Annotated in this window: 19 protein-coding genes and 1 tRNA gene; 7 read left to right on the top strand and 13 right to left on the bottom strand. The window is 72.1% G+C overall.

Going from position 1 to position 18,470, the window contains the following annotated elements:
* Positions 1-120 precede the first annotated feature (120 nt).
* On the top strand, positions 121-1,833 hold the full coding sequence (locus RFN52_RS18205; protein ID WP_184847689.1) for a DoxX family protein: 1,713 nt from the start codon (positions 121-123) through the stop codon (positions 1,831-1,833).
* A gap of 153 nt (positions 1,834-1,986) precedes the next feature.
* On the opposite strand, the gene RFN52_RS18200 is transcribed toward RFN52_RS18205, so the two are convergent.
* From RFN52_RS18200 to RFN52_RS18185, 4 genes are all read right to left on the bottom strand, one after another.
* Positions 1,987-2,715, bottom strand: coding sequence for a nucleotidyltransferase family protein (locus tag RFN52_RS18200; RefSeq protein WP_030849188.1), 729 nt, complete (start codon positions 2,713-2,715; stop codon positions 1,987-1,989).
* A 99-nt stretch (positions 2,716-2,814) separates the two neighbouring features.
* Positions 2,815-3,264, bottom strand: a complete 450-nt coding sequence (locus tag RFN52_RS18195) for a hypothetical protein (protein ID WP_184847688.1) — start codon at positions 3,262-3,264, stop codon at positions 2,815-2,817.
* A gap of 218 nt (positions 3,265-3,482) precedes the next feature.
* On the bottom strand, positions 3,483-4,571 hold the full coding sequence (locus RFN52_RS18190; RefSeq protein WP_031105478.1) for an ABC transporter ATP-binding protein: 1,089 nt from the start codon (positions 4,569-4,571) through the stop codon (positions 3,483-3,485).
* 211 nt (positions 4,572-4,782) lie between these two features.
* Positions 4,783-5,787: a helix-turn-helix transcriptional regulator gene (locus tag RFN52_RS18185; RefSeq protein ID WP_184847687.1), complete on the bottom strand. Its 1,005-nt coding sequence runs from the start codon at positions 5,785-5,787 to the stop codon at positions 4,783-4,785.
* 100 nt (positions 5,788-5,887) lie between these two features.
* On the opposite strand from RFN52_RS18185, the gene RFN52_RS18180 reads away from it, so the two are divergent.
* Both RFN52_RS18180 and RFN52_RS18175 read left to right on the top strand, forming a co-directional pair.
* Complete coding sequence (locus RFN52_RS18180) at positions 5,888-6,316, top strand: DUF3224 domain-containing protein (RefSeq protein ID WP_184847686.1); 429 nt, start codon at positions 5,888-5,890, stop codon at positions 6,314-6,316.
* Positions 6,317-6,406: 90 nt separating this feature from the next.
* Positions 6,407-6,483 (top strand) — tRNA-Thr (locus RFN52_RS18175).
* A gap of 202 nt (positions 6,484-6,685) precedes the next feature.
* On the opposite strand, the gene RFN52_RS18170 is transcribed toward RFN52_RS18175, so the two are convergent.
* From RFN52_RS18170 to RFN52_RS18160, 3 genes are read right to left on the bottom strand one after another with little or no spacing between them, the layout of a single operon-like run.
* Complete coding sequence (locus RFN52_RS18170) at positions 6,686-7,582, bottom strand: aminoglycoside phosphotransferase family protein (RefSeq protein ID WP_373308541.1); 897 nt, start codon at positions 7,580-7,582, stop codon at positions 6,686-6,688.
* 46 nt (positions 7,583-7,628) lie between these two features.
* Positions 7,629-8,612 carry a zinc-binding dehydrogenase gene (locus RFN52_RS18165; RefSeq protein WP_184847684.1) on the bottom strand — a complete coding sequence of 328 codons (984 nt, stop codon included), beginning with the start codon at positions 8,610-8,612 and terminating at the stop codon, positions 7,629-7,631.
* 44 nt (positions 8,613-8,656) lie between these two features.
* On the bottom strand, positions 8,657-9,817 hold the full coding sequence (locus tag RFN52_RS18160; RefSeq protein WP_184847683.1) for an FAD-dependent oxidoreductase: 1,161 nt from the start codon (positions 9,815-9,817) through the stop codon (positions 8,657-8,659).
* 151 nt (positions 9,818-9,968) lie between these two features.
* Here RFN52_RS18160 and RFN52_RS18155 point away from each other — a divergent pair, with 151 nt between their 5' ends.
* Positions 9,969-10,646, top strand: a complete 678-nt coding sequence (locus tag RFN52_RS18155; protein WP_184847682.1) for a pentapeptide repeat-containing protein — start codon at positions 9,969-9,971, stop codon at positions 10,644-10,646.
* A gap of 26 nt (positions 10,647-10,672) precedes the next feature.
* Here the strand turns inward: RFN52_RS18155 and RFN52_RS18150 are convergent, their stop codons facing one another.
* Positions 10,673-11,329, bottom strand: coding sequence for a hypothetical protein (locus RFN52_RS18150; RefSeq protein ID WP_184847681.1), 657 nt, complete (start codon positions 11,327-11,329; stop codon positions 10,673-10,675).
* Between the two features lie 65 nt (positions 11,330-11,394).
* Positions 11,395-11,895, bottom strand: coding sequence for a hypothetical protein (locus RFN52_RS18145; RefSeq protein ID WP_184847680.1), 501 nt, complete (start codon positions 11,893-11,895; stop codon positions 11,395-11,397).
* 7 nt (positions 11,896-11,902) lie between these two features.
* Between RFN52_RS18145 and RFN52_RS18140 the strand changes: the two genes are divergently transcribed.
* Entirely contained in the window at positions 11,903-13,408 is a 1,506-nt protein-coding gene (locus RFN52_RS18140; protein ID WP_184847679.1) for a M1 family metallopeptidase, read from the top strand.
* Positions 13,409-13,412: 4 nt separating this feature from the next.
* Here RFN52_RS18140 and RFN52_RS18135 read toward each other — a convergent pair whose 3' ends face one another.
* Positions 13,413-13,937 (bottom strand): GNAT family N-acetyltransferase, encoded by a 525-nt coding sequence (locus RFN52_RS18135; protein WP_184847678.1) that lies wholly within the window; start codon positions 13,935-13,937, stop codon positions 13,413-13,415.
* Positions 13,938-14,092: 155 nt separating this feature from the next.
* On the bottom strand, positions 14,093-14,668 hold the full coding sequence (locus RFN52_RS18130; protein ID WP_086851133.1) for a TerD family protein: 576 nt from the start codon (positions 14,666-14,668) through the stop codon (positions 14,093-14,095).
* A 160-nt stretch (positions 14,669-14,828) separates the two neighbouring features.
* Between RFN52_RS18130 and arfB the strand changes: the two genes are divergently transcribed.
* A complete protein-coding gene (gene arfB, locus RFN52_RS18125; RefSeq protein ID WP_184847677.1) occupies positions 14,829-15,266 on the top strand; it encodes an alternative ribosome rescue aminoacyl-tRNA hydrolase ArfB in 438 nt (145 codons plus the stop codon).
* Between the two features lie 27 nt (positions 15,267-15,293).
* On the opposite strand, the gene RFN52_RS18120 is transcribed toward arfB, so the two are convergent.
* Positions 15,294-15,761, bottom strand: a complete 468-nt coding sequence (locus RFN52_RS18120) for a GNAT family N-acetyltransferase (protein WP_184847676.1) — start codon at positions 15,759-15,761, stop codon at positions 15,294-15,296.
* A 46-nt stretch (positions 15,762-15,807) separates the two neighbouring features.
* Complete coding sequence (locus tag RFN52_RS18115) at positions 15,808-16,392, bottom strand: flavin reductase family protein (protein ID WP_184847675.1); 585 nt, start codon at positions 16,390-16,392, stop codon at positions 15,808-15,810.
* A gap of 336 nt (positions 16,393-16,728) precedes the next feature.
* Between RFN52_RS18115 and cdgB the strand changes: the two genes are divergently transcribed.
* Positions 16,729-18,387, top strand: a complete 1,659-nt coding sequence (gene cdgB, locus RFN52_RS18110; RefSeq protein ID WP_184847674.1) for a diguanylate cyclase CdgB — start codon at positions 16,729-16,731, stop codon at positions 18,385-18,387.
* Positions 18,388-18,470 lie beyond the last annotated feature (83 nt).

The following is an 18,470-nucleotide window of genomic DNA, read 5'->3' as shown; positions in this document are numbered from 1 at the left end:
CCGGAACGTCACCCGTGCGGGGTAATTCCGGTGTCACCGGGGCGAAGAGGACAAGCTTGACGGGGTCCGGACAGATCCGGCGGGTCAAAGCAGTGTCCTAACGCGACGTCACTCGGTTAGATGAGTGTGGACACCAGAACACCCCGCACACCCACGGTGGACCGCTCGTCGGGACTCGACGACGCTCCCGCGCTGAGCATGGTGAAGGTGCCGAGCGACCCGGCGCAGGTCATCGTCAATCACGCGAGTTTCCGCGTGCAGTTGGGCGTCTCGACGCGTCGCGTTCAGTCCCCCCGGGTCGCACGGCACCTGACCGCCACCGAGGACACCGCCCGCATCCCCCAGGTGGGGGGCGGGGCGGACGGGGCCACCGCTCGCCGCCGGCCCGTGGTCTGGAGCGGCAGATCCGCCCCCGACGACACCGGCGCGCACCGGCTCCTGCAGGCCGCGCGGCACGAGAGCGTCCGCCACGCCGACGAGTCCGGCTCCGACACCGGGGCCACCCAGGTCATCTCCCGTGTGGGCCCGGGCTACGACGACCCCGGGTACCCGGGCGCGGGCTACGGCGGCGCCGGCTACGAGGACAACCTCGCCCAGACCGTCGAGACCCCGGTCGTCGGCCCCCAGCGCACCCACGAACCCGCCGACGGCACCCGGCTGCTGCCGCCCATGCGTACCGTCGGCAGCGCCTACGACGAACCGGCGTACGGCGAACCGGCCTACGAGGACGACGATTTCGAGGAGTCCGCCCCCGGCGCGGACGGCACCGGGCGCCGGGCCAAGCGGCACGGCGACGACCCGGCCCGGCACGCCTACTACCCGGGCCGCCGGATGAACCTCGCCGTCGTCCTGCTTCCGCTGCGCGTCTTCCTCGGCTTCATCTCCATCTACGCCGGCATGGGCAAGCTGTGCGACCCCGTCTACTTCGAAGGCGGCAAGCGTGGCTCCATGGTCAAGTGGCTCAACACGCTGCACCCGTGGGAAGTCGCCGAGCCGCTGCGCCAGTTCGCCCTGGAGCACCCGGTCGGCGCCGGACTGGTCATCGCCTTCGCCCAGGTCATCGTCGGCGTCCTGACGGTGCTGGGCTGCTGGCAGCGCGTCGCCGCCAGCCTGGGCGCCCTGCTGTCGGCCGCGCTGCTGGTCACGGTCAGCTGGAAGAGCGTCCCCGCCTACGAGACGCCCGACATCATCTACCTCGCCGCCTGGTCGCCGCTGATCATCGCCGGCGCCCCCGTGTATTCCGTCGACGGCCGTCTGGCCGACAGCGCCTGGCGCCGTCTCGGCCCCCGCGCCGACATCTGGGACCTGCGCCGCTACGTGCTGCGCCGCGGCGTCCTCGTCACCGCCATCGCCACCGGCGTCACCCTGCTCGTCGGCTCGCTGCTCGGCGGTGCCGTCCGCGACGCCGACCGGGTCGTCGTCCCGGGCCCCGGCGAGGCCCCGCGCAACGAGCTGCCCGGCTCCCCGCTCCCGGGTGAGCCCGGCAAGCGCAAGGAGAAGCGGACCCCGTCGGCCTCCACCTCGCCCACCCAGGGCGCCACGGCCGGCTCCGCGAGCCCGAGCGCGGGCACCACGACCCGGCCGGACGCCACCCGCGACACCGGCACCGTCACCGGCGGCTCGCCCAGTCAGACCCAGGGCACCGCGGGCCAGGCCCCGCCCCAGCAGTCCACCCCGGAGAACCAGGCCCCCAGCACCACGACCGGCCCCACCTCCGGAGGCACGGCGACGGGCGGCACGGCGACGGGCGGCACGGGCTCGACGGGCGGCTCGGGCAACGGCGGCTCGTCCTCCACGGGCCGCCAGGGCCTGGTAGGCGGCCTGCTGGGCTAACACCCGACCCGAGCGACAGAAGGCCCCGCACCGGGAGGTGCGGGGCCTTTCCACACGTAGGGGTCAGACGCCCCTCGGGGGCGCGGGGAACGGCGCGAGCAACCACGACGGACCCGCGGCCGAAGCACACCGCACACCGCGCACCGCAGCCGGCTAGCGCCCCGCCGCCAGTTCCTTCGCCGCCTCCGTCAGATCCTTCGCCGTGTCGATGGCCCGCCAGTACGACCCCTGGGGGATCGTGAACCCGGCCAGCCGCCGCTCACGGGCCAGATGGGGAAACGTCGTCCGCTCATGGTCACCCCGGTGCGGCAACAACCCGGCGAACTCGGGGGAGAAGACGTACACGCCGGCGTTGATCTCGAACGTCGACGGCGGCGCCTCGATGAAGTCGGTGATGCGCCCGAACCCGTCGGTCTGCACCGCCCCCCACGGCAGCCGGGGCCGCGCCAGCGCCAACGTCGCGACGGCATCGCGCTCGGCATGGAAATCGGCCATGTCCCGCAGCGAGAAGCGCGTCCAGATGTCCCCGTTGGTCGCGTACCAGGGCTGGTCGGGGTGCGGGAGATGCGCCGCGGCGTACTTGAGGCCGCCGCCGCGCCCGAGCGGCTCCGGCTCGACGACCGTCGTGACGGAGACGGGCAACTCGGCCGTCTCCAGCCACTTCTGCAGCACCTCGGCGAGATGACCGCAGGAGACCACGACGTCGGTCACACCCTCGTCGGCGAGCCAGGACAGCTGATGGCCGATGATCGGCGTCCCCGTCCCGGGGATCTCGACCATCGGCTTGGGCCGGTCGTCGGTGTACGGACGCAGCCGGGAGCCCTGGCCACCGGCCAGAACGACGGCTTGAACGGGGCGGGACGCGGCGCTCGGATCGCTCATGGACACGAACTGTACGTGGCGTCCCGCCCGGGACAGCGGCCGACGATCGATCTCACGTCAGCCGTAGTGGACTTCCCACCCGTCGGCAGGGCGATGTGCTCAGCTGTGCGCGGCGGCGACGCCGGTGGCGAAGGCGGTGTCGCACACCGGGCGCGCGTAGGACTGGGCGCGGGTCGGGCCGTAGACGCGGACGGCGGCCTGGCCGAGGGCGCGGGCGATGGACGCGCAGTGCTTCGCCAGCGACGGGCGGCCGTTGACGGCCTGTTGGAGGTGGGTGAGGGCGACGCCCGGGTCCTCCTCCTGCAGTTCGGTCAGCAGCTTGTCGCGCAGGATGTCCTGGGGGGCGCGCTTGGCCGCCCGCGGGCTGCCCACGGCGGTGTCCGCGGCGGTGAGCACCGGGTCGGTGGAGTTCCCCGACCAGTTGACTCGGGTGACCGCGAGGGTCCCGGAGAGCACCAGGACGACGGGCAGGACGAAAGCGAGGGTGCGGCCGATCCGGCGGGCGGGGCCCTGGCCGCGTCGCGTCTGTTGGTTCATGGAGTGCTTCACGCGTGTGAGGGTAGCGCCCGGTAATGGTTTGTAGACATTTAGTCACCGGTTCGGGGGATGAGAGAGTGCCACTTTCTGGGTAGGGCGTTGACGCACAGAGCTCGAAACGTCCGGTCTGCCGGGGTATTTGTCGACAACGGCAAGGGCCCCGCAGCACGCTGCGGGGCCCTCGTCGTCAACTCGGGTGATTCACCCGGGGTTGTGCGTCTGCTGGTTGATCAGTCGGACAGGCGCGCACCGGTCGACGTCGAGAAGACGTGGGTCTCGCCGGAGCGGGGCACGACGTGCAGCTGGCTGCCCTTCTCCGGGACGTCACGGCCGCTGACGCGGACGACGAGGTCCTTGGAGTCGTCGCCGACCTTGGCGGTGCCGTAGACGTACGCGTCGGCGCCGAGCTCCTCGACGACGTTCACCGTGACGGCGAGGCCCAGCTCGGCGTCCGCGCCGGCCACCTCGAAGTGCTCGGGGCGGACGCCGACGGTGACGGTCTTGTCGGTGGCGGCGGCGATCGCGTCACGCTGCACCGGCACGACCGACTTGCCGAACTTCACGCCGCCGTCGGTGATCGGCACCTCGACGAGGTTCATCGCCGGGGAGCCGATGAAGCCGGCCACGAAGAGGTTGGCGGGCTTGTCGTACATGTTGCGCGGGGTGTCGATCTGCTGGAGCAGGCCGTCCTTGAGGACCGCCACGCGGTCGCCCATCGTCATGGCCTCGACCTGGTCGTGGGTGACGTAGACGGTGGTGATGCCCAGGCGGCGCTGGAGCGAGGCGATCTGCGTACGCGTGGACACACGGAGCTTGGCGTCCAGGTTGGACAGCGGCTCGTCCATGAGGAACACCTGGGGCTCACGCACGATGGCGCGGCCCATGGCGACGCGCTGGCGCTGACCGCCGGAGAGGGCCTTCGGCTTGCGGTCCAGGTAGTCCGTGAGGTCGAGGATCTTCGCGGCCTCCTCGACCTTCTGCCGGATCTCCGCCTTGTTGACGCCGGCGATCTTGAGCGCGAAGCCCATGTTGTCGGCGACGGTCATGTGCGGGTAGAGCGCGTAGTTCTGGAACACCATGGCGATGTCCCGGTCCTTCGGCGGCAGGTGCGTGACGTCGCGGTCACCGATGCGGATGGCGCCGCCGTTGACGTCCTCCAGGCCCGCGAGCATGCGGAGCGAGGTGGACTTGCCGCAGCCGGAGGGGCCGACGAGGACGAGGAACTCGCCGTCCTCGATGTCGATCTCCAGCGCGTCGACGGCGGGCTTGGTGGAACCCGGGTAGATCCGGGTCGCCTTGTCGAACGAGACAGTGGCCATGGTGAATGAACCCCTTCTACCGGCAGGAACGTGCCGGACGATCCGAGTAGGAAGGCGGTGCCACGACGGGTGTTCCGTTGTGGTGTAGTCCACGCGTGTGAACTGGCTCAGGACGGTACCTGGCGTTCACACGTCTGTCAGTAGTTCCGGGCCTGTGAACTTCGCGGAAATTTTCGAAGAGGCACGTCACAACCGGTCGAGAAGAGTCACGTCACAACCGGTCGATAGGGGCCGACGACTCCTGGTACCGGTCCGCCAGGTACCGGTCCGCCAGCGCCGCCACCGCCCGGGCCACGGCCTGCCGGAGCCCGGGAGGGCCGAGCACCTCCGCCTCCGGGCCGAGCCGGAGCAGATCTCCCACGGCGACCGCCTCCGACTCCACGGTCAGCTCCACCTCCACCCAGCCGTCCCCGTCGGGCGGCCCCGCGCTGCCCAGGGCCCGTACGCCCGCCGCGCCGAACTGCATCGGCAGCAGCTGCCGCGCGCGGGGCGAGATCCGCAGCAGGGCGGTGTCCTGCCGCAGGGCGGCCTCCAGACGCCGCGAGGACTCGGCCCAGTAGGCGGCCAGGTCGAACCCCGCGGGCCGCTCGAAGACGTCCCCCGTCTCCTCCACGTCCAGCACGCGCGACACCCGGTAGGTCCGTACGGCCTCCTCCGCGAGGGCGACCAGGTACCAGATGCCGCCCTTCAGGACGAGCCCCAGCGGCCGCACCTCCCGGTGCACCTCGCCGCGCCAGCGCCGGTAGTGCAGCCGCAGGGTCCGCCGCTCCCACACGGCCGACGCCACGGCCTCCAGGCACGGCACCGGGTCGGCCTCCCGGAACCAGGCGGGCGCGTCCAGATGGAACCGCTCCTGGACCCGCCGCGCCTGCGCGGACAACTCGGCGGGCAGGGCCGCCTGGACCTTCAGCTGGGCGCTGGCCAGGACCGCCCCCAGCCCCAGGTCCCGTGCCGGCCCGGGCATCCCGGCGAGGAACAGCGAACCGGCCTCGGCGTCGGTCAGACCGGTCAGCCGCGTCCGGTACCCCTCGACCAGCCGGTAGCCGCCCTCGGGCCCCCGGTCGGCGCACACCGGCACACCGGCCGCCCCCAGCGCCTCGACGTCCCGGTAGACCGTCCGCACCGACACCTCCAGCTCGGCGGCGAGCTCGGGTGCGGTCATCCGCCCGCGGTTCTGGAGCAGCAGGAGCAGGGAGAGGAGCCGGTCGGCGCGCATGGGGGCCATTGTCGCGGCGTACCCCCCGTACCTGACAGGAGATGTCAGGTACGGCGTCCAGGCTGGTCTCGGACATCAGCCCGACCGAGAGGACCACTCCATGCCCGGCACCACCCGCACCGTCACCACCACCGGTCACTTCACCTTCGCCGACTGGCAGGAACGCGTGATCGCCCCCGGCGAGGACGCGAACCCCCGCCTCGCCCACGCCTCCGTCCGGAACTCCTTCTCGGGCGGTATCGAGGCGACCGGGACGAGCTGCGAGTACTCGATCGTCTACGTCACCGCGAAGACCGGCTCCTTCAGCGGCATGGAACTCCTCACCGGCCGCGTCGAGGGCCGTGAGGGGAGCTTCGCGGTGGAGGAGCGGGGGTTCTTCGGCGAGGACGGCACCGTGCACTGCACCTTCGAGGTGGTGCCGGGGTCGGGGAGCGGAGAGCTGACCGGCCTCACCGGAAAGGGCGACTTCACCGCACGGCACGGTGAGACGGCGGTGGCGTACCGCTTCGCCTACGAGCTGACGGAGTAGTCCGCCCGAACGGAACTTCGTGGCTCGGCGTAACGGGCTCTGTGTACAGTGGTGCCGCCCTCGCGCACGACAACCCGGCGCACGGCACCCGCCTCCTTAGCTCAGCTGGCCAGAGCAACGCACTTGTAATGCGTAGGTCGTCGGTTCGAATCCGACAGGGGGCTCCACTGGAACCCCAGGTCGGATCTGTTCTGACCTGGGGTTTCTGTCGCGGTCGTCAAGTGGGTGCTGCTGTCGGACGGCAACTACATCTGGGGCGGCCTGCTCAAGGGCAACGAGGTGGGCAACGTGTCCAGGCCCTGTTTCTGGCGGACCGGCACCGTGCCGCAGTACGGCGGAGGGGTACCGCGGCACATCCCGGCTCCCGCGTCACAGGCCGCGACCCCGCAGCCGCCGGGCGATCTCCAGCTGGGCGTCGTCGACGGGGCGGCCGTCCTCGATGTCCCACAGGGTGTTCTGGAGGAGGCGGGCGAGGGTCCAGGCGTGGGCTCGGGGGCGGTCCAGGGTGAGGATGTCGGTCATGGCGTCGAAGCGCCAGAGGATGTCGTCGGGGTCGTAGCGGTTGTCGAGGGCCGGCCACAGTTCGAAGCCGGGGTCGCCGGCGAGGGGCTTGGGGTCGATCGCGAGCCAGGGGGCGCGGTCGGAGGCGAGGACGTTCTCGTCGTGCAGGTCCCAGTGGAGGAGGCGGTCGCCCGGCTCGTCGACGACCTCGCGCAGCGCGGCCGCGCAGTCGGCGACCAGGCGGCGGGATTCCGGGTCGGGGATGCGGGCCAGGGCCCAGGGGGTCCGGTCGAGCATGCCGCCGGCTATGTCGCCGAGGCGGCGCATGCCGGGCGGGGCCGGGAAGGACGTGAGGTGGGCCAGGAGCCCGGCGATGGTGACCACGGCCTCGTGGGCGTCCGGCACGTGGGACAGCATGCGGGTCTCGTCGAGGCGTTCCAGCAGCATCGTGCCGGTCGGCTCGTCGTGGTCGAGGAGACGGACGGCCCCGTCGCCGTTCCAGGCGCGCAGTGCGACCGGTTCGCCCTCGCTCTCCTCGTCGAGGATCTGGAGTTTGAGGACCGCCGGGGTGCCGTCGGCGCGGGCCACGGGGAGGACCAGGGCGGAGACGCCGTGCATGGGTGGTCCGTCGGGTCTGAGGTCCCAGTGGTCGAGGAAGCGGGCCGACTGCTCCGGTAGTCCGGCGATGAAGGCGCGGCCCGCCTCTTTGTTGAACTTCACCTGTGATGCCGCCAGTTCCCGGGGAATGTCGATCACCCTCGGCACGGTAGCCGGGCGCGCCGGGCGGGGCAGGCGATTTCGCCGGGGCCGGTCATGGCTCCAGGACCACCTTTCCGGTCGTGCCCCGGGTCTCCAGCGCCCGGTGCGCCGCCGCTGCCTCGCTCAGCGGGAAGCGCTGTACGGCCGGGGTGAGCCGGCCGGATGCGGCCTCGGCGAGGGCGCGCAGTTCCAGGGTGCGGACGGGGTCGGGGCCGCCGGCCTTCCCCAGCATCACCGGGCCGAGGACCTCCTCGGAGACGCCGTCGACGAGGTAGGGACCGCCGTCCCGGATGCCCTCGCCGGACCAGCCGAAGACGATGTGCCTGCCGCCCGGGCCGAGGAGGGCGACGGCCTCGCGGGCGATGTCGCCGCCGACGCCGTCGAAGACGACGGTCGCGGTCCGGCCGCCGAGGTGGGCGCGGACCTTCGCGGGCCAGGCGGGGTCCTTGTAGTCGACGGCGAGGTCGGCGCCGCCCGCCTGCACCCTGGCGGTCTTCTCCGGCCCGCCCGCGAGGCCCACGACGGTCGCCCCGGCGTTCTTGGCGTACTGCACGAGGAGGGTGCCGAGGCCTCCGGCGGCGGCCGGGACGACGACCACGGAGTCGGGGCCGAGGTCCGCGAACTGGAGGATCCCCATCGCCGTACGGCCCGTGCCGATCATGGCGACGGCCTCGGCGAAGTCCAGGTCCCCGGGGATCTCGTGCAGACGCCCGGCCTCGGTGACGGCCAGTTCGGCGTAGCCGCCCGGGACGAAACCGAGGTGGGCGACGACCCGCTTGCCGCGCCACACCTCGGCCACGCCCTCGCCCAGGGACTCGACGACACCGGCGACCTCGCGGCCGGGGATGGTCGGCAGCGGCGTCGGCTCGGCCGCCGGGCCGCCCCGCATGCCCTCGCGCAGAGCGGCGTCCAGGAGATGGACGCCCGCCGCGCGTACGGCGATACGGACCTGCCCCGGGCCCGGCAGGGGGTCCTCGACCCGCTCGTAGCTGAGGTTCTCGGCCGGGCCGAAGGCGTGCAGGCGGATGGCGTGCATGGCGACTCCTCTGAAGGGGCGTTCGGTGCGACCAGTCTTCAACCTCAAGCTTGCTTGAGGTCAAGCTCGTGCCGGCCGAGGGCCAGGGAGACCGCCGTCAGGGCGCTGTTGAAGGACACCTCCGACAGCACACCGGGGGCCGCGACCTGGTCACCGGCGAGGTAGATCCCGTCGCCCCGGTCCACGGCCGGCCGGTCGCGCCAGCTGGTGCCGGGCGGATCGACCGCGCCCGTACGGCCGTTCGCCACCGAGTCGCGCCGCCAGGTGAGCCGTTCGCGCCAGCCCGGGAAGCCCAGGTCGAGCAGCTGCTCGGCGCGGGCTGTGCCGTCGGCCTTCGACTCGTGCGGGGCGATGGGGATCTGACCCTGGATCAACTGCTCGCCGGCCGGGGCGAGACTGCGGTCCTGGGCGGTGAACCGTTCGAGCCAGCCGGGTGCGTCCAGGTCGGAGACCGCGAAGGCGTCGCCGCGCCGGGTGCGTACGGCCAGGTCGACGAGGGCGGTACGGCCGCTCGGCCAGGTCAGGGAGTCGTCGCCGAGCAGGCGGCGGGCGGCGGGGAGGGAGGTGGCGACGATGACCGGAGTGTCGGTGGGGAGCGTGTCGACGCGGGACAGCGTCTCCATCCGGACGCCCAGGTTCCAGGCGCGGGCGGCCATCCGGTCGATGAGGCTGGCCCAGCCGCCCCGCGGGTAGTGCGCCTCGGGCGGCAGCTTGGTGGCGCGGCGCAGCCGCTCCTGCACGAACGCGGCCGACAGCGACCCGGGATCGTGGTGGAACAGGGCGACCGCCGAGTAGTGGGCGGCGGCCCGGGCCCCCTCCTCGCCCGCGATGCCCGTCGCCCAGGTCAGGAAGTCGGCGTCGACGGGTGCCTGCCGCCCCGTCCGGCGCAGCAGCTTCAGCATCGCGAAGGGCGGGGTGCGGCGCAGCACGCCCTGGTGCCGCAGCCGGAGCCGGGCCGCTTCCAGGGGCGGCAGCGGGGCGAGCGGCCCGATGAGGTCGCGCTGCCTGAGCCAGGCCCAGTGCGGGCCGCCGTTGTAGAGGGCGTGCGGGCCCTCGTTGGTGCGGTAGGGGCCCTCGGCGGTGCGGGCCCGGCCGCCGAGCGTGTGGTGGGCCTCGTGGATGGTGACCCTGGCGCCCGCCTCGGCAGCGGTGATGGCCGCGGTCAGTCCGGCGAAGCCGCCGCCGATGACGGTGATGCGGTGCATGACTGTGGATCTCCCTCGGGTCGGGGCCGCTTTCTGCACGTACGACCGATCGAGGGCGCCGGAATGTGACATCACCGGTGTCCGTGCAGGTCAGGGGCAGGCCACGAGCAGGTCAGGGGCGGTTGTCAGTGGTCGGGTGGAGCATGGGCGCATGGCGAGGAGAGCGGTGGGCGGTACGGGTGTGAAGGGCGCGCGGCGACCGGAGGTGCGGCTGCCCGTGCTGGAGCCGTACGGGGGCGGTGAGCTGGAGCCGGACGGGGACTACGACGGGCTGGACTTGAGGGAGGCCGACTTCACCGGGCAGGACGGATCGGGCGCCCGCTTCATGGACTGCGCGCTGACGGGCTGCGCGCTGGACGAGACCCGGCTGCGGCACGCCCGCGTCCTGGACTCCGTCTTCACCGGCGTCCGCGGCGTCGGCACCGACCTCGCCGAGGCGACCCTGCGCGACGTGGAGCTGACCGATGCCCGGCTCGGCGGACCGCAGCTGCACGGGGCGGTGCTGGAGCGGGTGCTGATCCGCGGCGGCAAGATCGACTATCTGAACCTGCGCACGGCCCGGCTCAGAGACGTCGTCTTCGAGGGCTGCGTCCTGGTCGAGCCGGACTTCGGCGGCGCCCGCCTGGAGCGCGTGGAGTTCGTGGACTGCGCGCTGAAGGGCGCCGACTTCCACGCGGCGACCCTCACGGACGTGGACCTGCGCGGCGCCGCTTCCCTGGAGATCAGCGGCGGGCTGGACCGCCTGTCGGGAGCGGTGATCAGCACGGCGCAGCTGCTGGACCTGGCGCCCGTGCTGGCCGCGCAGTGGGGGATCCGCGTGGAGGGCTGACGCGCCGCCGGACACCGCGGAGGGGCTCAGGTTTCGTACCAGCCCAGTGAGCCGGCCCCCTCCGCAGGGTCGTAGGACTGGTGCAGCGCTATGAGGGCGTTGACCAGGCGCGGGTCCAGATCGTGCCGCAGCATCCGGTAGTCCTCGGCCACCGCGCGGAAGACCAGGTGGGCGCTGCGGGAGGAGTCCCGCCAGATGATGCGCCGGGGCGGGCGGAAACCGTCGTCGGCCTCCGCCATCAGGACCCACAGCAGGAACAGCAGACGGACGGGCAGCCCCAGGGGCCACCACAGCGCCCACCACACGAGACGGCCCGCGTAGCCGTTGAGGACGGGCCCGGCGACGGGCTCCACGGTCCAGCGCCTGCGTCCCCAGCGGAAGGCGCGGCGCCGCCGGAAGGTGATCCGTCCGAGCGGCGCACCGTGGGGATCCAGGACGTGGTACACCGCCGGGCGCCCGCTCAGCCGTGTGCCCAGGGGCTGTTCCGTGACCACGCGGGCTACCGGTGTGCCGTCCTCGGCGCGCAGATGGAAGGCCCGGAGCGAGCGGAGCCGGTCCGGAGCCGGACTGTCGAGGTCGCGGCTGAGCCGGGCGGACGTGATCTGCCCCCCTCCGTCTTCGCCGATCAGGGCCGGTGGGTGCACCCCGTGGTTCAGGTGGTACGTCACGCGCCCCGTGGTCATGCTCCCGCTCTCCCCGTGTCAGGTACTGATCACCGGTGATGGTGTCATCGCGGTCGCCGGGCGCGTCAGGAGACCCGGGGGAAGCGGGCCTGGAGGGTCCAGATCGCCGGGTTCTCCGCGAGGTCGTCGTGCAGGTCGGTGAGGTCGGCGATCAGGTCGTGCAGGAAGTCCCGTGACTCGCGGCGCAGTTCGCTGTGGGAGACGGTGAGTGCGGGCTCCTCCGCGCGCATCCAGTCGGCCTCGATGTCCACCCAGCCGAAGCGGCGCTCGAACAGCATCCGGTCCGTCGACTCGGTGAAGTCCAGCTCCGCCCGCTGCGGCCGGGAGGCCCGTGAGCCCGCCGGGTCCTGGTCGATGCGCTCCACGATGTCGCACAGCGCCCACGCGAAGTCGAGCACCGGCACCCATCCCCAGGCTGTGGACACCTCGTGGTCCGTCTTGGTGTCCGCCAGGTAGACGTCCCCGCAGAACAGGTCGTGCCGCAGCGCCCGGACGTCCGCGCGGCGGTAGTCGGTCTGCGGCGGGTCGGGGAAGCGGTTGGAGAGGGCGTAGCCGATATCGAGCACGGAGGTGATGGTGTCACGCGCCCGTAGGATCGCGACCGTGGCCCGATCTGTACGCCTTGTCCCCACCCTGTCCCTCCCCACGCTGTCCGTCCCCATCCTGTCCGCAGCCACCCTGCCCGCCTCGGCGCTGCCCGTCTCCGCTCTGCTCGCCTCCGCTCTCGTCCTCACCGCGTGCGGCGGCGGAGTGCACGGCACCCCGGGCGGTTCCGGCGTCCGCGACCCCTACTTCCCGAAGGCCGGCAACGGCGGCTACGACGTCTCCCACTACGGACTGCGCCTCGCCTACGACCCCGGCGACCACCACCTCACCGGCACGGCCACCCTCACCGCCCGCGCGACCAAGGACCTCTCCGCCTTCAACCTCGACCTGCTCGGCATGGAGGTCGAGAAGATCACCGTCGACGGCGAGACGGCCCGCTGGAACCGCGCGGGGCAGGAGCTCACCGTCCGCCCGCGGGAGGACCTCGACCGGGACGCGACGTTCAGCGTGACGGTCCGCTACGCGGGCGCACCCGAGACCGTCACCGACCCGGACGGCTCCCAGGAGGGCTGGCTGCGCACCACGGACGGGGTGCTCGCGCTCGGCGAGCCGACGGGGTCGATGGCGTGGTTCCCCGGCAACCACCACCCCTCCGACAAGGCGGCCTACGACCTCGCGGTGACCGTGCCGAAGGGGCTGCAGGCGGTCTCCAACGGGGAGTTGCGCGGCGAGCGGACCGCGCGGGGCCGTACGACGTTCGTGTGGCACAGCGGGGAGCCGATGGCGAGCTACCTCGCCACCCTCGCGATCGGCCGCTTCGACATCAGCCGCTCCAGAGCCGGGGCCCTGCCCCTGTACACGGCCGTCGACCCGGCCGAGGCGGCGGCGAGCCGGCCCGTGCTCGGGCGGATCCCGGAGGTGCTGCGGTGGTCGGAGCGGAGGTTCGGGCCGTACCCCTTCTCCTCCACCGGCGCGATCGTCGACAGCGCGGCCTCCGTCGGCTACGCCCTGGAGACCCAGACCCGGCCGGTCTTCCCCGGCGCCCCCGACATCACCTTCCTCGTCCACGAGCTCGCCCACCAGTGGTACGGCGACTCGGTCTCGCCGGAGAGCTGGCGGGACATGTGGCTCAACGAGGGTTTCGCGACGTACGCGGAGTGGCTGTGGGAGGAGGACCACGGCGGGAAGAGCGCGCGGGAGACGTTCGACGCGCTGTACTCCGGTGAGCACTTCGACACGGCGGAGGAGGCGGAGGAGATCTGGGAGTTTCCGCCGGCCGACCCGCCGAGCGCCGATCGGATCTCCGACCCGCCGGTGTACTTCCGGGGGGCGATGGTGCTGCAGAAGGTGCGGCAGGCGGTCGGGGACGACCGGTTCTTCTCGATCCTCAGAGGGTGGGCGGCCGAGTACCGGTACGGCAACGCCGACACCGCCGACTTCACGGCCTACGCCGAGAAGCAGGCGCCCGGGGCGGACTTGGCGGGGGTCTGGGAGGACTGGCTGTACGGGGAGGGCAAGCCGGAGCGGCCCTGAGGCCTCACGGCGTGGTCAGTGCCTTGCGGAGGACGGTGCAGGGGCGCCCCATGCCCCGGTCCTCACGGTGGTCGAGGACCTCGTAGCCCAGGGCGGTCCAAAAGGCCATGGCCCTAGGGTTGTTCGCCAGGACGGCCAGGCGGGCGGCGGTGCGGCCGACCGCGCGGAAGCGGTCCTCCACGAGGGCGGCCAGGCGGCGGCCGTGGCCCTGGCCGTGCAGCCTCGCGTCGACCATCAGCAGGCCGATCCAGGGGTCCGGGTCGGCGGGGTCGGGGTGCTGGGCGAGGGTGACGGCGATGCCCGTCAGACGGCCGGAGCTGCGGGCGAGCAGGATCTCGGCGCCGGGCAGCTCCCGCTCCTCGGCCAGTGCGGCGGCGACCTGCTCGGGGCGGATGTCCTCCGGGTCGGGGAAGTCGCCGGTGAGGCGGTGGAACGCGGAGTTGGAGGCGTAGAGGGCGGTCAGCTCCGCGAGGAGGGGGCCGCTCAGCGGGGCTGTGACCAGTGGGTCGAGGATCACGTGGGAACGCATCTCGGGTGGGGAGGGTTTCGACGCGCCGTAGGGGCTTCGGCGCTCTGTCCGGTGCGGACTTGCTGTGGCTTGTCGCGCAGTCCCCGCGCCCCTGGGAAGGAGCTCCCCGGGCCGGACGACCGGCCCGGGGTCCCGCGCAAACGCTCAGGCGTCCGTCAGACGTTCACGCCGAAGTCCTGGGCGATGCCGACCAGGCCCGAGGCGTAGCCCTGGCCGACCGCGCGGAACTTCCACTCCGCGCCGTTGCGGTAGAGCTCGCCGAAGACCATGGCCGTCTCCGTGGCCGCGTCCTCCGACAGGTCGTAGCGGGCGATCTCCGCGCCGCCGGCCTGGTTGACGATGCGGATGTAGGCGTTGCGGACCTGGCCGAAGTTCTGCGAGCGGTTCTCCGCGTCGTAGATCGAGACCGGGAAGACGATCTTGTCGACGTCGGCCGGGAGGGCGGCGAGGTTGACGTTGATCGCCTCGTCGTCGCCGGCGCCCTCGCCCGTGCGGTTGTCGCCGGTGTGGACGATCGTGTTGTCCGGCGTCTGCTTGTTGTTGAAGAAGACGAAGTGGGCGTCCGAGTAGACCTTGCCCTGCGTGTTGACCGCGATCGCGGAGGCGTCGAGGTCGAAGTCCGTGCCGGTGGTGGTGCGGACGTCCCAGCCGAGGCCCACGGTGACGGCGGTCAGGCCCGGAGCCTCCTTGGTGAGCGAGACGTTGCCACCCTTGGACAGGCTTACAGCCATTGTTGGGAGTCCCTTCCCTCGTTTACGTGCGGCAAAGAAGCTGCGGCACCGAAGCTACAGCTACCCCCATGAACGTGGAGAGGGGTACGCGAGGTTCCAGCTCCTTTACTTTCTTTACCCGCGATTATTCGGGTGACGTGGACGGGACAGGAGCGGGAACATGGGGGGCATGTCTGGTCCCCACGTCATCCGCGGCTCCGTCTCCCTGCCCGAGGCCGAGCTCATGTGGCGTTTCTCGCGGTCGTCCGGACCGGGCGGGCAGCACGTCAACACCAGCGACTCCAAGGTCGAGCTGAGCTTCGACCTGGCGAAGACCGAGGCGCTGCCGGCGGTGTGGAAGCAGCGGGCCCTGGAGCGGCTGGCCGGGCGCCTGGTCGACGGGGTCGTCACCGTACGGTCCTCCGAGCACCGCTCCCAGTGGCGCAACCGCGAGGCCGCGGCCGTACGCCTCACTGCGCTCCTGGCCGAGGCCACCGCACCCCCGCCCCGGCCCCGCAAGCCCACCCGGATCCCCCGGGGCATCAACGAACGCCGGCTGCGGGAGAAGAAGCAGCGCTCGGAGACGAAGCGGGGGCGCTCCGCGCGGGACTGGGGCTAGGAGCTTCCGAGGCCACCGGCGTCGGGGTCAGGCCGGTTCGAGCACTCCCACCGTCTGGCCGCCGCTGTTCTCGCCGTCCGGGCGGAAGCCGAGGCCCAGGTAGAAGCCCTCGGGGCCGGCCGGGCCCGAGTGCCAGGTCACGTAGAACTTCTCGGTGCCGCGTCGGCGCAGTTCGGCGGCCACCGACTCGACGGCGAACCGGCCGTACCCCCTGCCCTGCTCACCGGCCGCGATGTTCAGCCGCCACAGGCCCGAACGGATCTCGCTGCCGTCCCCGTACCAGTCGATGCCGAGGCAGGCCATCAGGAAGCCGACCGGGCGGTCGCCGTCGAGGATCAGGCGGGGCCAGGCGATGCCGGGATGCACATAGGCCTCGGCGAGGGACTTCACGACCGGGGCGACCGCGTGCTCCTGGTCGGGGCGGACGCGGATGCCGAGGGCGGCGTCGAGATTCGCGGGGGTGATCTCTTCGAGGCGGGGGCCGGTCGCGGTCATGCGCGCACCCTAGGCGGGCCGTACGCGCCCGGGCCAGCGGGTTTCCTCAGCCCAACTGCCGGTACCGGCCCCGGAAGTACGTCAGCGGCCCGCCCTCCGCGCTCGGCACCCGGGCCGTCAGGACGCGGCCGATGACCAGCGTGTGGTCGCCCGCCGGCACGCGCTGCTCGGTGCGGCACTCCAGGACGGCCAGGGCGCCGCCGACCAGCGGGGCGTCGGTGTACTCGCCGCGGGTGTACGGGATGTCGGCGAACAGCAGCCGGTCGCTGACCCGGCCCTTCATCGCGAAACGGCCGGCGATGTGCCGCTGGCTCTCGGAGAGGACCGAGACCCCCCACTGCTCCTGCTCCTCCAGCAGCTCGTCCATGCGGGAGCCCTCGCGCAGGCTCACCAGCACCAGGGGCGGGTCCAGGGACACCGACATGAAGGCCGTGGCCGTCATGCCCACGTCCTCGCCGCCCGGCGCCGTGGGGTCGTCCGGGTCGAGCGGCGGCTCCTGCGCGGTCACCAGGACCACACCCGAGGCCAGCCGGGACATGGCGGCGCGGAACTCGTCGTTGCTCACCCCCTCAGCATGCCCGGAGGCGGGCGACGGAATGATCGGGGACGTGGCGGCGGGAGTGTTCGGCACGCCGGAAACGCTAATCTCCGCCCCACGCGCTGCGCATCGGACTCCCGCCCGATCACGGTCCTAGGACTCCCGACGGACCTGCCGCGGCCCGCGGAGGAGCAGGAAGGAAAAATGTGCGCAACCTGACAAAGTTTGTGTTCGGTAGCCGCACGTGAAGAACGCAGAAACTCCACTCAATTGTTCAGGTTTGCCTGTGACTTGAGTCACAAGGGGCAGGAATTGTTGACCCTGTGTACCGAGTGAGCAGCGCGCTGTGATTCAGTGGCTGGGAAGCTGCCAGGACGATACGCCGACGAGACCCTTGAATCGCTGCGAGTACTCGGGGGGAGGGCGAGCATGGAGACCGAGTCGGAGCCCTACGTCCGTCTTGCGTCCCTGCGACAACTGCACCAGGTCATGGCCGACATGAACACGGCCCGCAGCCTGGCGGACACACTGCAGACCGTCGCGGAGGGCGTCGTCGCGGCCCTCGGGTACGAGCTGGCGTGCGTGAACCTCGTACGGCCGGACGGCGACCTCGTCGTCGCCGCCTTCGCCGGGAACCCCGCCGCCGAGGCCCTCATCACCGGCCGCGTCGGCTCGCGCGAGTCCTGGGAACGCCGCCTCGGCATGGGCGAGCACTGGGGCGACCTGGTGTTCATACCGCACACCGAGGGCTGGGTCCTCGACGACGACGACGTCCCGCAGTGGTACACCGACGGCCCCGCTCCCCGCTTCGAGGACGAGTGGCACCCGGCCGACCGCCTCTTCGCCCCCATGTACGCGCCCGCTCCGAAGGGCAGCGGTACGTGCGGCGAGCTGATCGGCGTTCTGTCCGTGGACCGGCCGCGCAATGGCCGCCGCCCCGGGGCCTGGGGCCGCGAGGCGCTCCAGATGTACGCCTTCCAGGCCGCCATCGCCATCAGCAACGCCCGGCTGCGCGCCAACATGCAGCGCGCCCTGGTCCGGCTGGAGCGCGAGCAGCAGGCCCTGCGGGCGAGCGAGGAAAGCTTCAGGCAGGCCTTCGAGTACGCGCCGTCCGGCATGGCCATCGCCGAGATGGGCGGCGACCAGCACGGCCGGATCCTGCGCACCAACGACGCGCTGTGCCGGCTGCTGGGCCGCCCCGCCTCCGCGATGCGCCGCTACTCGTTCTCCGACCTGGTCCACCCCGAGGACATAGGCACCCTGCTGCGCACCTCGGCGGAGGGCGGGCGCGCCGAGCTCCGCCTCGGCCGCCGCGACGGCACGTACGTCTGGGTCAGCCTGCGCAACAGCGTGGTCGCGGACGCCGCCGACGGCCCCCGCTTCCTCCTCACCCACGTCGAGGACATCGAGGAGCGCAAGCGCCGCGAGCTCCAGCTCGCCCACCGCGCCTCGCACGACTCGCTCACCGGCCTGCCGAACTCCGCGGAGCTGCGCTCCCGCCTGTCCGCCCGGCTCTGTCAACGCGCGTCATCCCCGCACACCGCCGTGGAGTCCGTCGACGCGGCCTACGGCCACCCGGCCTTCGACGTGGTCGGGCCCGGCTTCGACTTCCGGCAGGGCGCGGAGCCGTACGACGCCTACGACCACCACGTGCACACCGTCGCCCCGGACGGGAACCACGACGACGGCACCAAGGGCCTCGCGGTGCTCTTCTGCGACCTCGACGGCTTCAAGTCGATCAACGACCGGTTCGGTCACAACGCGGGTGACGCGGTTCTCATCGAGGTCGCCCGGCGGCTGAGCAACGGCGTCCGCGACGGGGACACGGTCGCGCGGCTCGGGGGTGACGAATTCGTCATCCTGGCCGACGGGCTCGGCCGTGCCGACGCGCAGGACCTCGCGGTCCGGCTCCGCAACGAGATCATCCAGCCCATCCGTGCCGAGGGGCGGGCCGTCCGGGTGGGCGCCAGCTTCGGCATCGGATGGGCACACTGTGGAATGACGGCGGACGAAGTGTTGAAATCCGCTGACGAGCGGATGTACGTCGAGAAACGATCTCGTCCCAAACAACACAGACGCGCCGGGTGAAGCCCTGGTCAGCGAGTTGATGCGGTCTGAGTCACCCGTTTGGGTCTCTGGGAGCGGGTAGGCTCGCTTACTCACCCGTGTAC

Origin of the sequence: Streptomyces collinus (assembly GCF_031348265.1) — a bacterium.
Lineage (GTDB): Bacteria > Actinomycetota > Actinomycetes > Streptomycetales > Streptomycetaceae > Streptomyces > Streptomyces collinus.
Note: the sequence above shows the minus strand (reverse complement) of the source record. Positions and strands in the feature narration are given on the sequence as shown.

Coding starts and splice junctions, on each gene's coding strand:
- RFN52_RS18200 (WP_030849188.1), bottom strand. CDS start 2,715: ATGAGCGATCCGAGCGCCGCGTCCCGCCCCGTTCAAGCCGTCGTTCTG.
- RFN52_RS18150 (WP_184847681.1), bottom strand. CDS start 11,329: ATGACCACGGGGCGCGTGACGTACCACCTGAACCACGGGGTGCACCCA.
- RFN52_RS18185 (WP_184847687.1), bottom strand. CDS start 5,787: ATGCGCGCCGACCGGCTCCTCTCCCTGCTCCTGCTGCTCCAGAACCGC.
- cdgB (WP_184847674.1), top strand. CDS start 16,729: ATGGAGACCGAGTCGGAGCCCTACGTCCGTCTTGCGTCCCTGCGACAA.
- RFN52_RS18180 (WP_184847686.1), top strand. CDS start 5,888: ATGCCCGGCACCACCCGCACCGTCACCACCACCGGTCACTTCACCTTC.
- RFN52_RS18160 (WP_184847683.1), bottom strand. CDS start 9,817: ATGCACCGCATCACCGTCATCGGCGGCGGCTTCGCCGGACTGACCGCG.
- RFN52_RS18205 (WP_184847689.1), top strand. CDS start 121: ATGAGTGTGGACACCAGAACACCCCGCACACCCACGGTGGACCGCTCG.
- RFN52_RS18155 (WP_184847682.1), top strand. CDS start 9,969: ATGGCGAGGAGAGCGGTGGGCGGTACGGGTGTGAAGGGCGCGCGGCGA.
- RFN52_RS18190 (WP_031105478.1), bottom strand. CDS start 4,571: ATGGCCACTGTCTCGTTCGACAAGGCGACCCGGATCTACCCGGGTTCC.
- RFN52_RS18130 (WP_086851133.1), bottom strand. CDS start 14,668: ATGGCTGTAAGCCTGTCCAAGGGTGGCAACGTCTCGCTCACCAAGGAG.
- RFN52_RS18140 (WP_184847679.1), top strand. CDS start 11,903: ATGGTGTCACGCGCCCGTAGGATCGCGACCGTGGCCCGATCTGTACGC.
- RFN52_RS18120 (WP_184847676.1), bottom strand. CDS start 15,761: ATGACCGCGACCGGCCCCCGCCTCGAAGAGATCACCCCCGCGAATCTC.
- arfB (WP_184847677.1), top strand. CDS start 14,829: ATGGGGGGCATGTCTGGTCCCCACGTCATCCGCGGCTCCGTCTCCCTG.
- RFN52_RS18165 (WP_184847684.1), bottom strand. CDS start 8,612: ATGCACGCCATCCGCCTGCACGCCTTCGGCCCGGCCGAGAACCTCAGC.
- RFN52_RS18135 (WP_184847678.1), bottom strand. CDS start 13,937: ATGCGTTCCCACGTGATCCTCGACCCACTGGTCACAGCCCCGCTGAGC.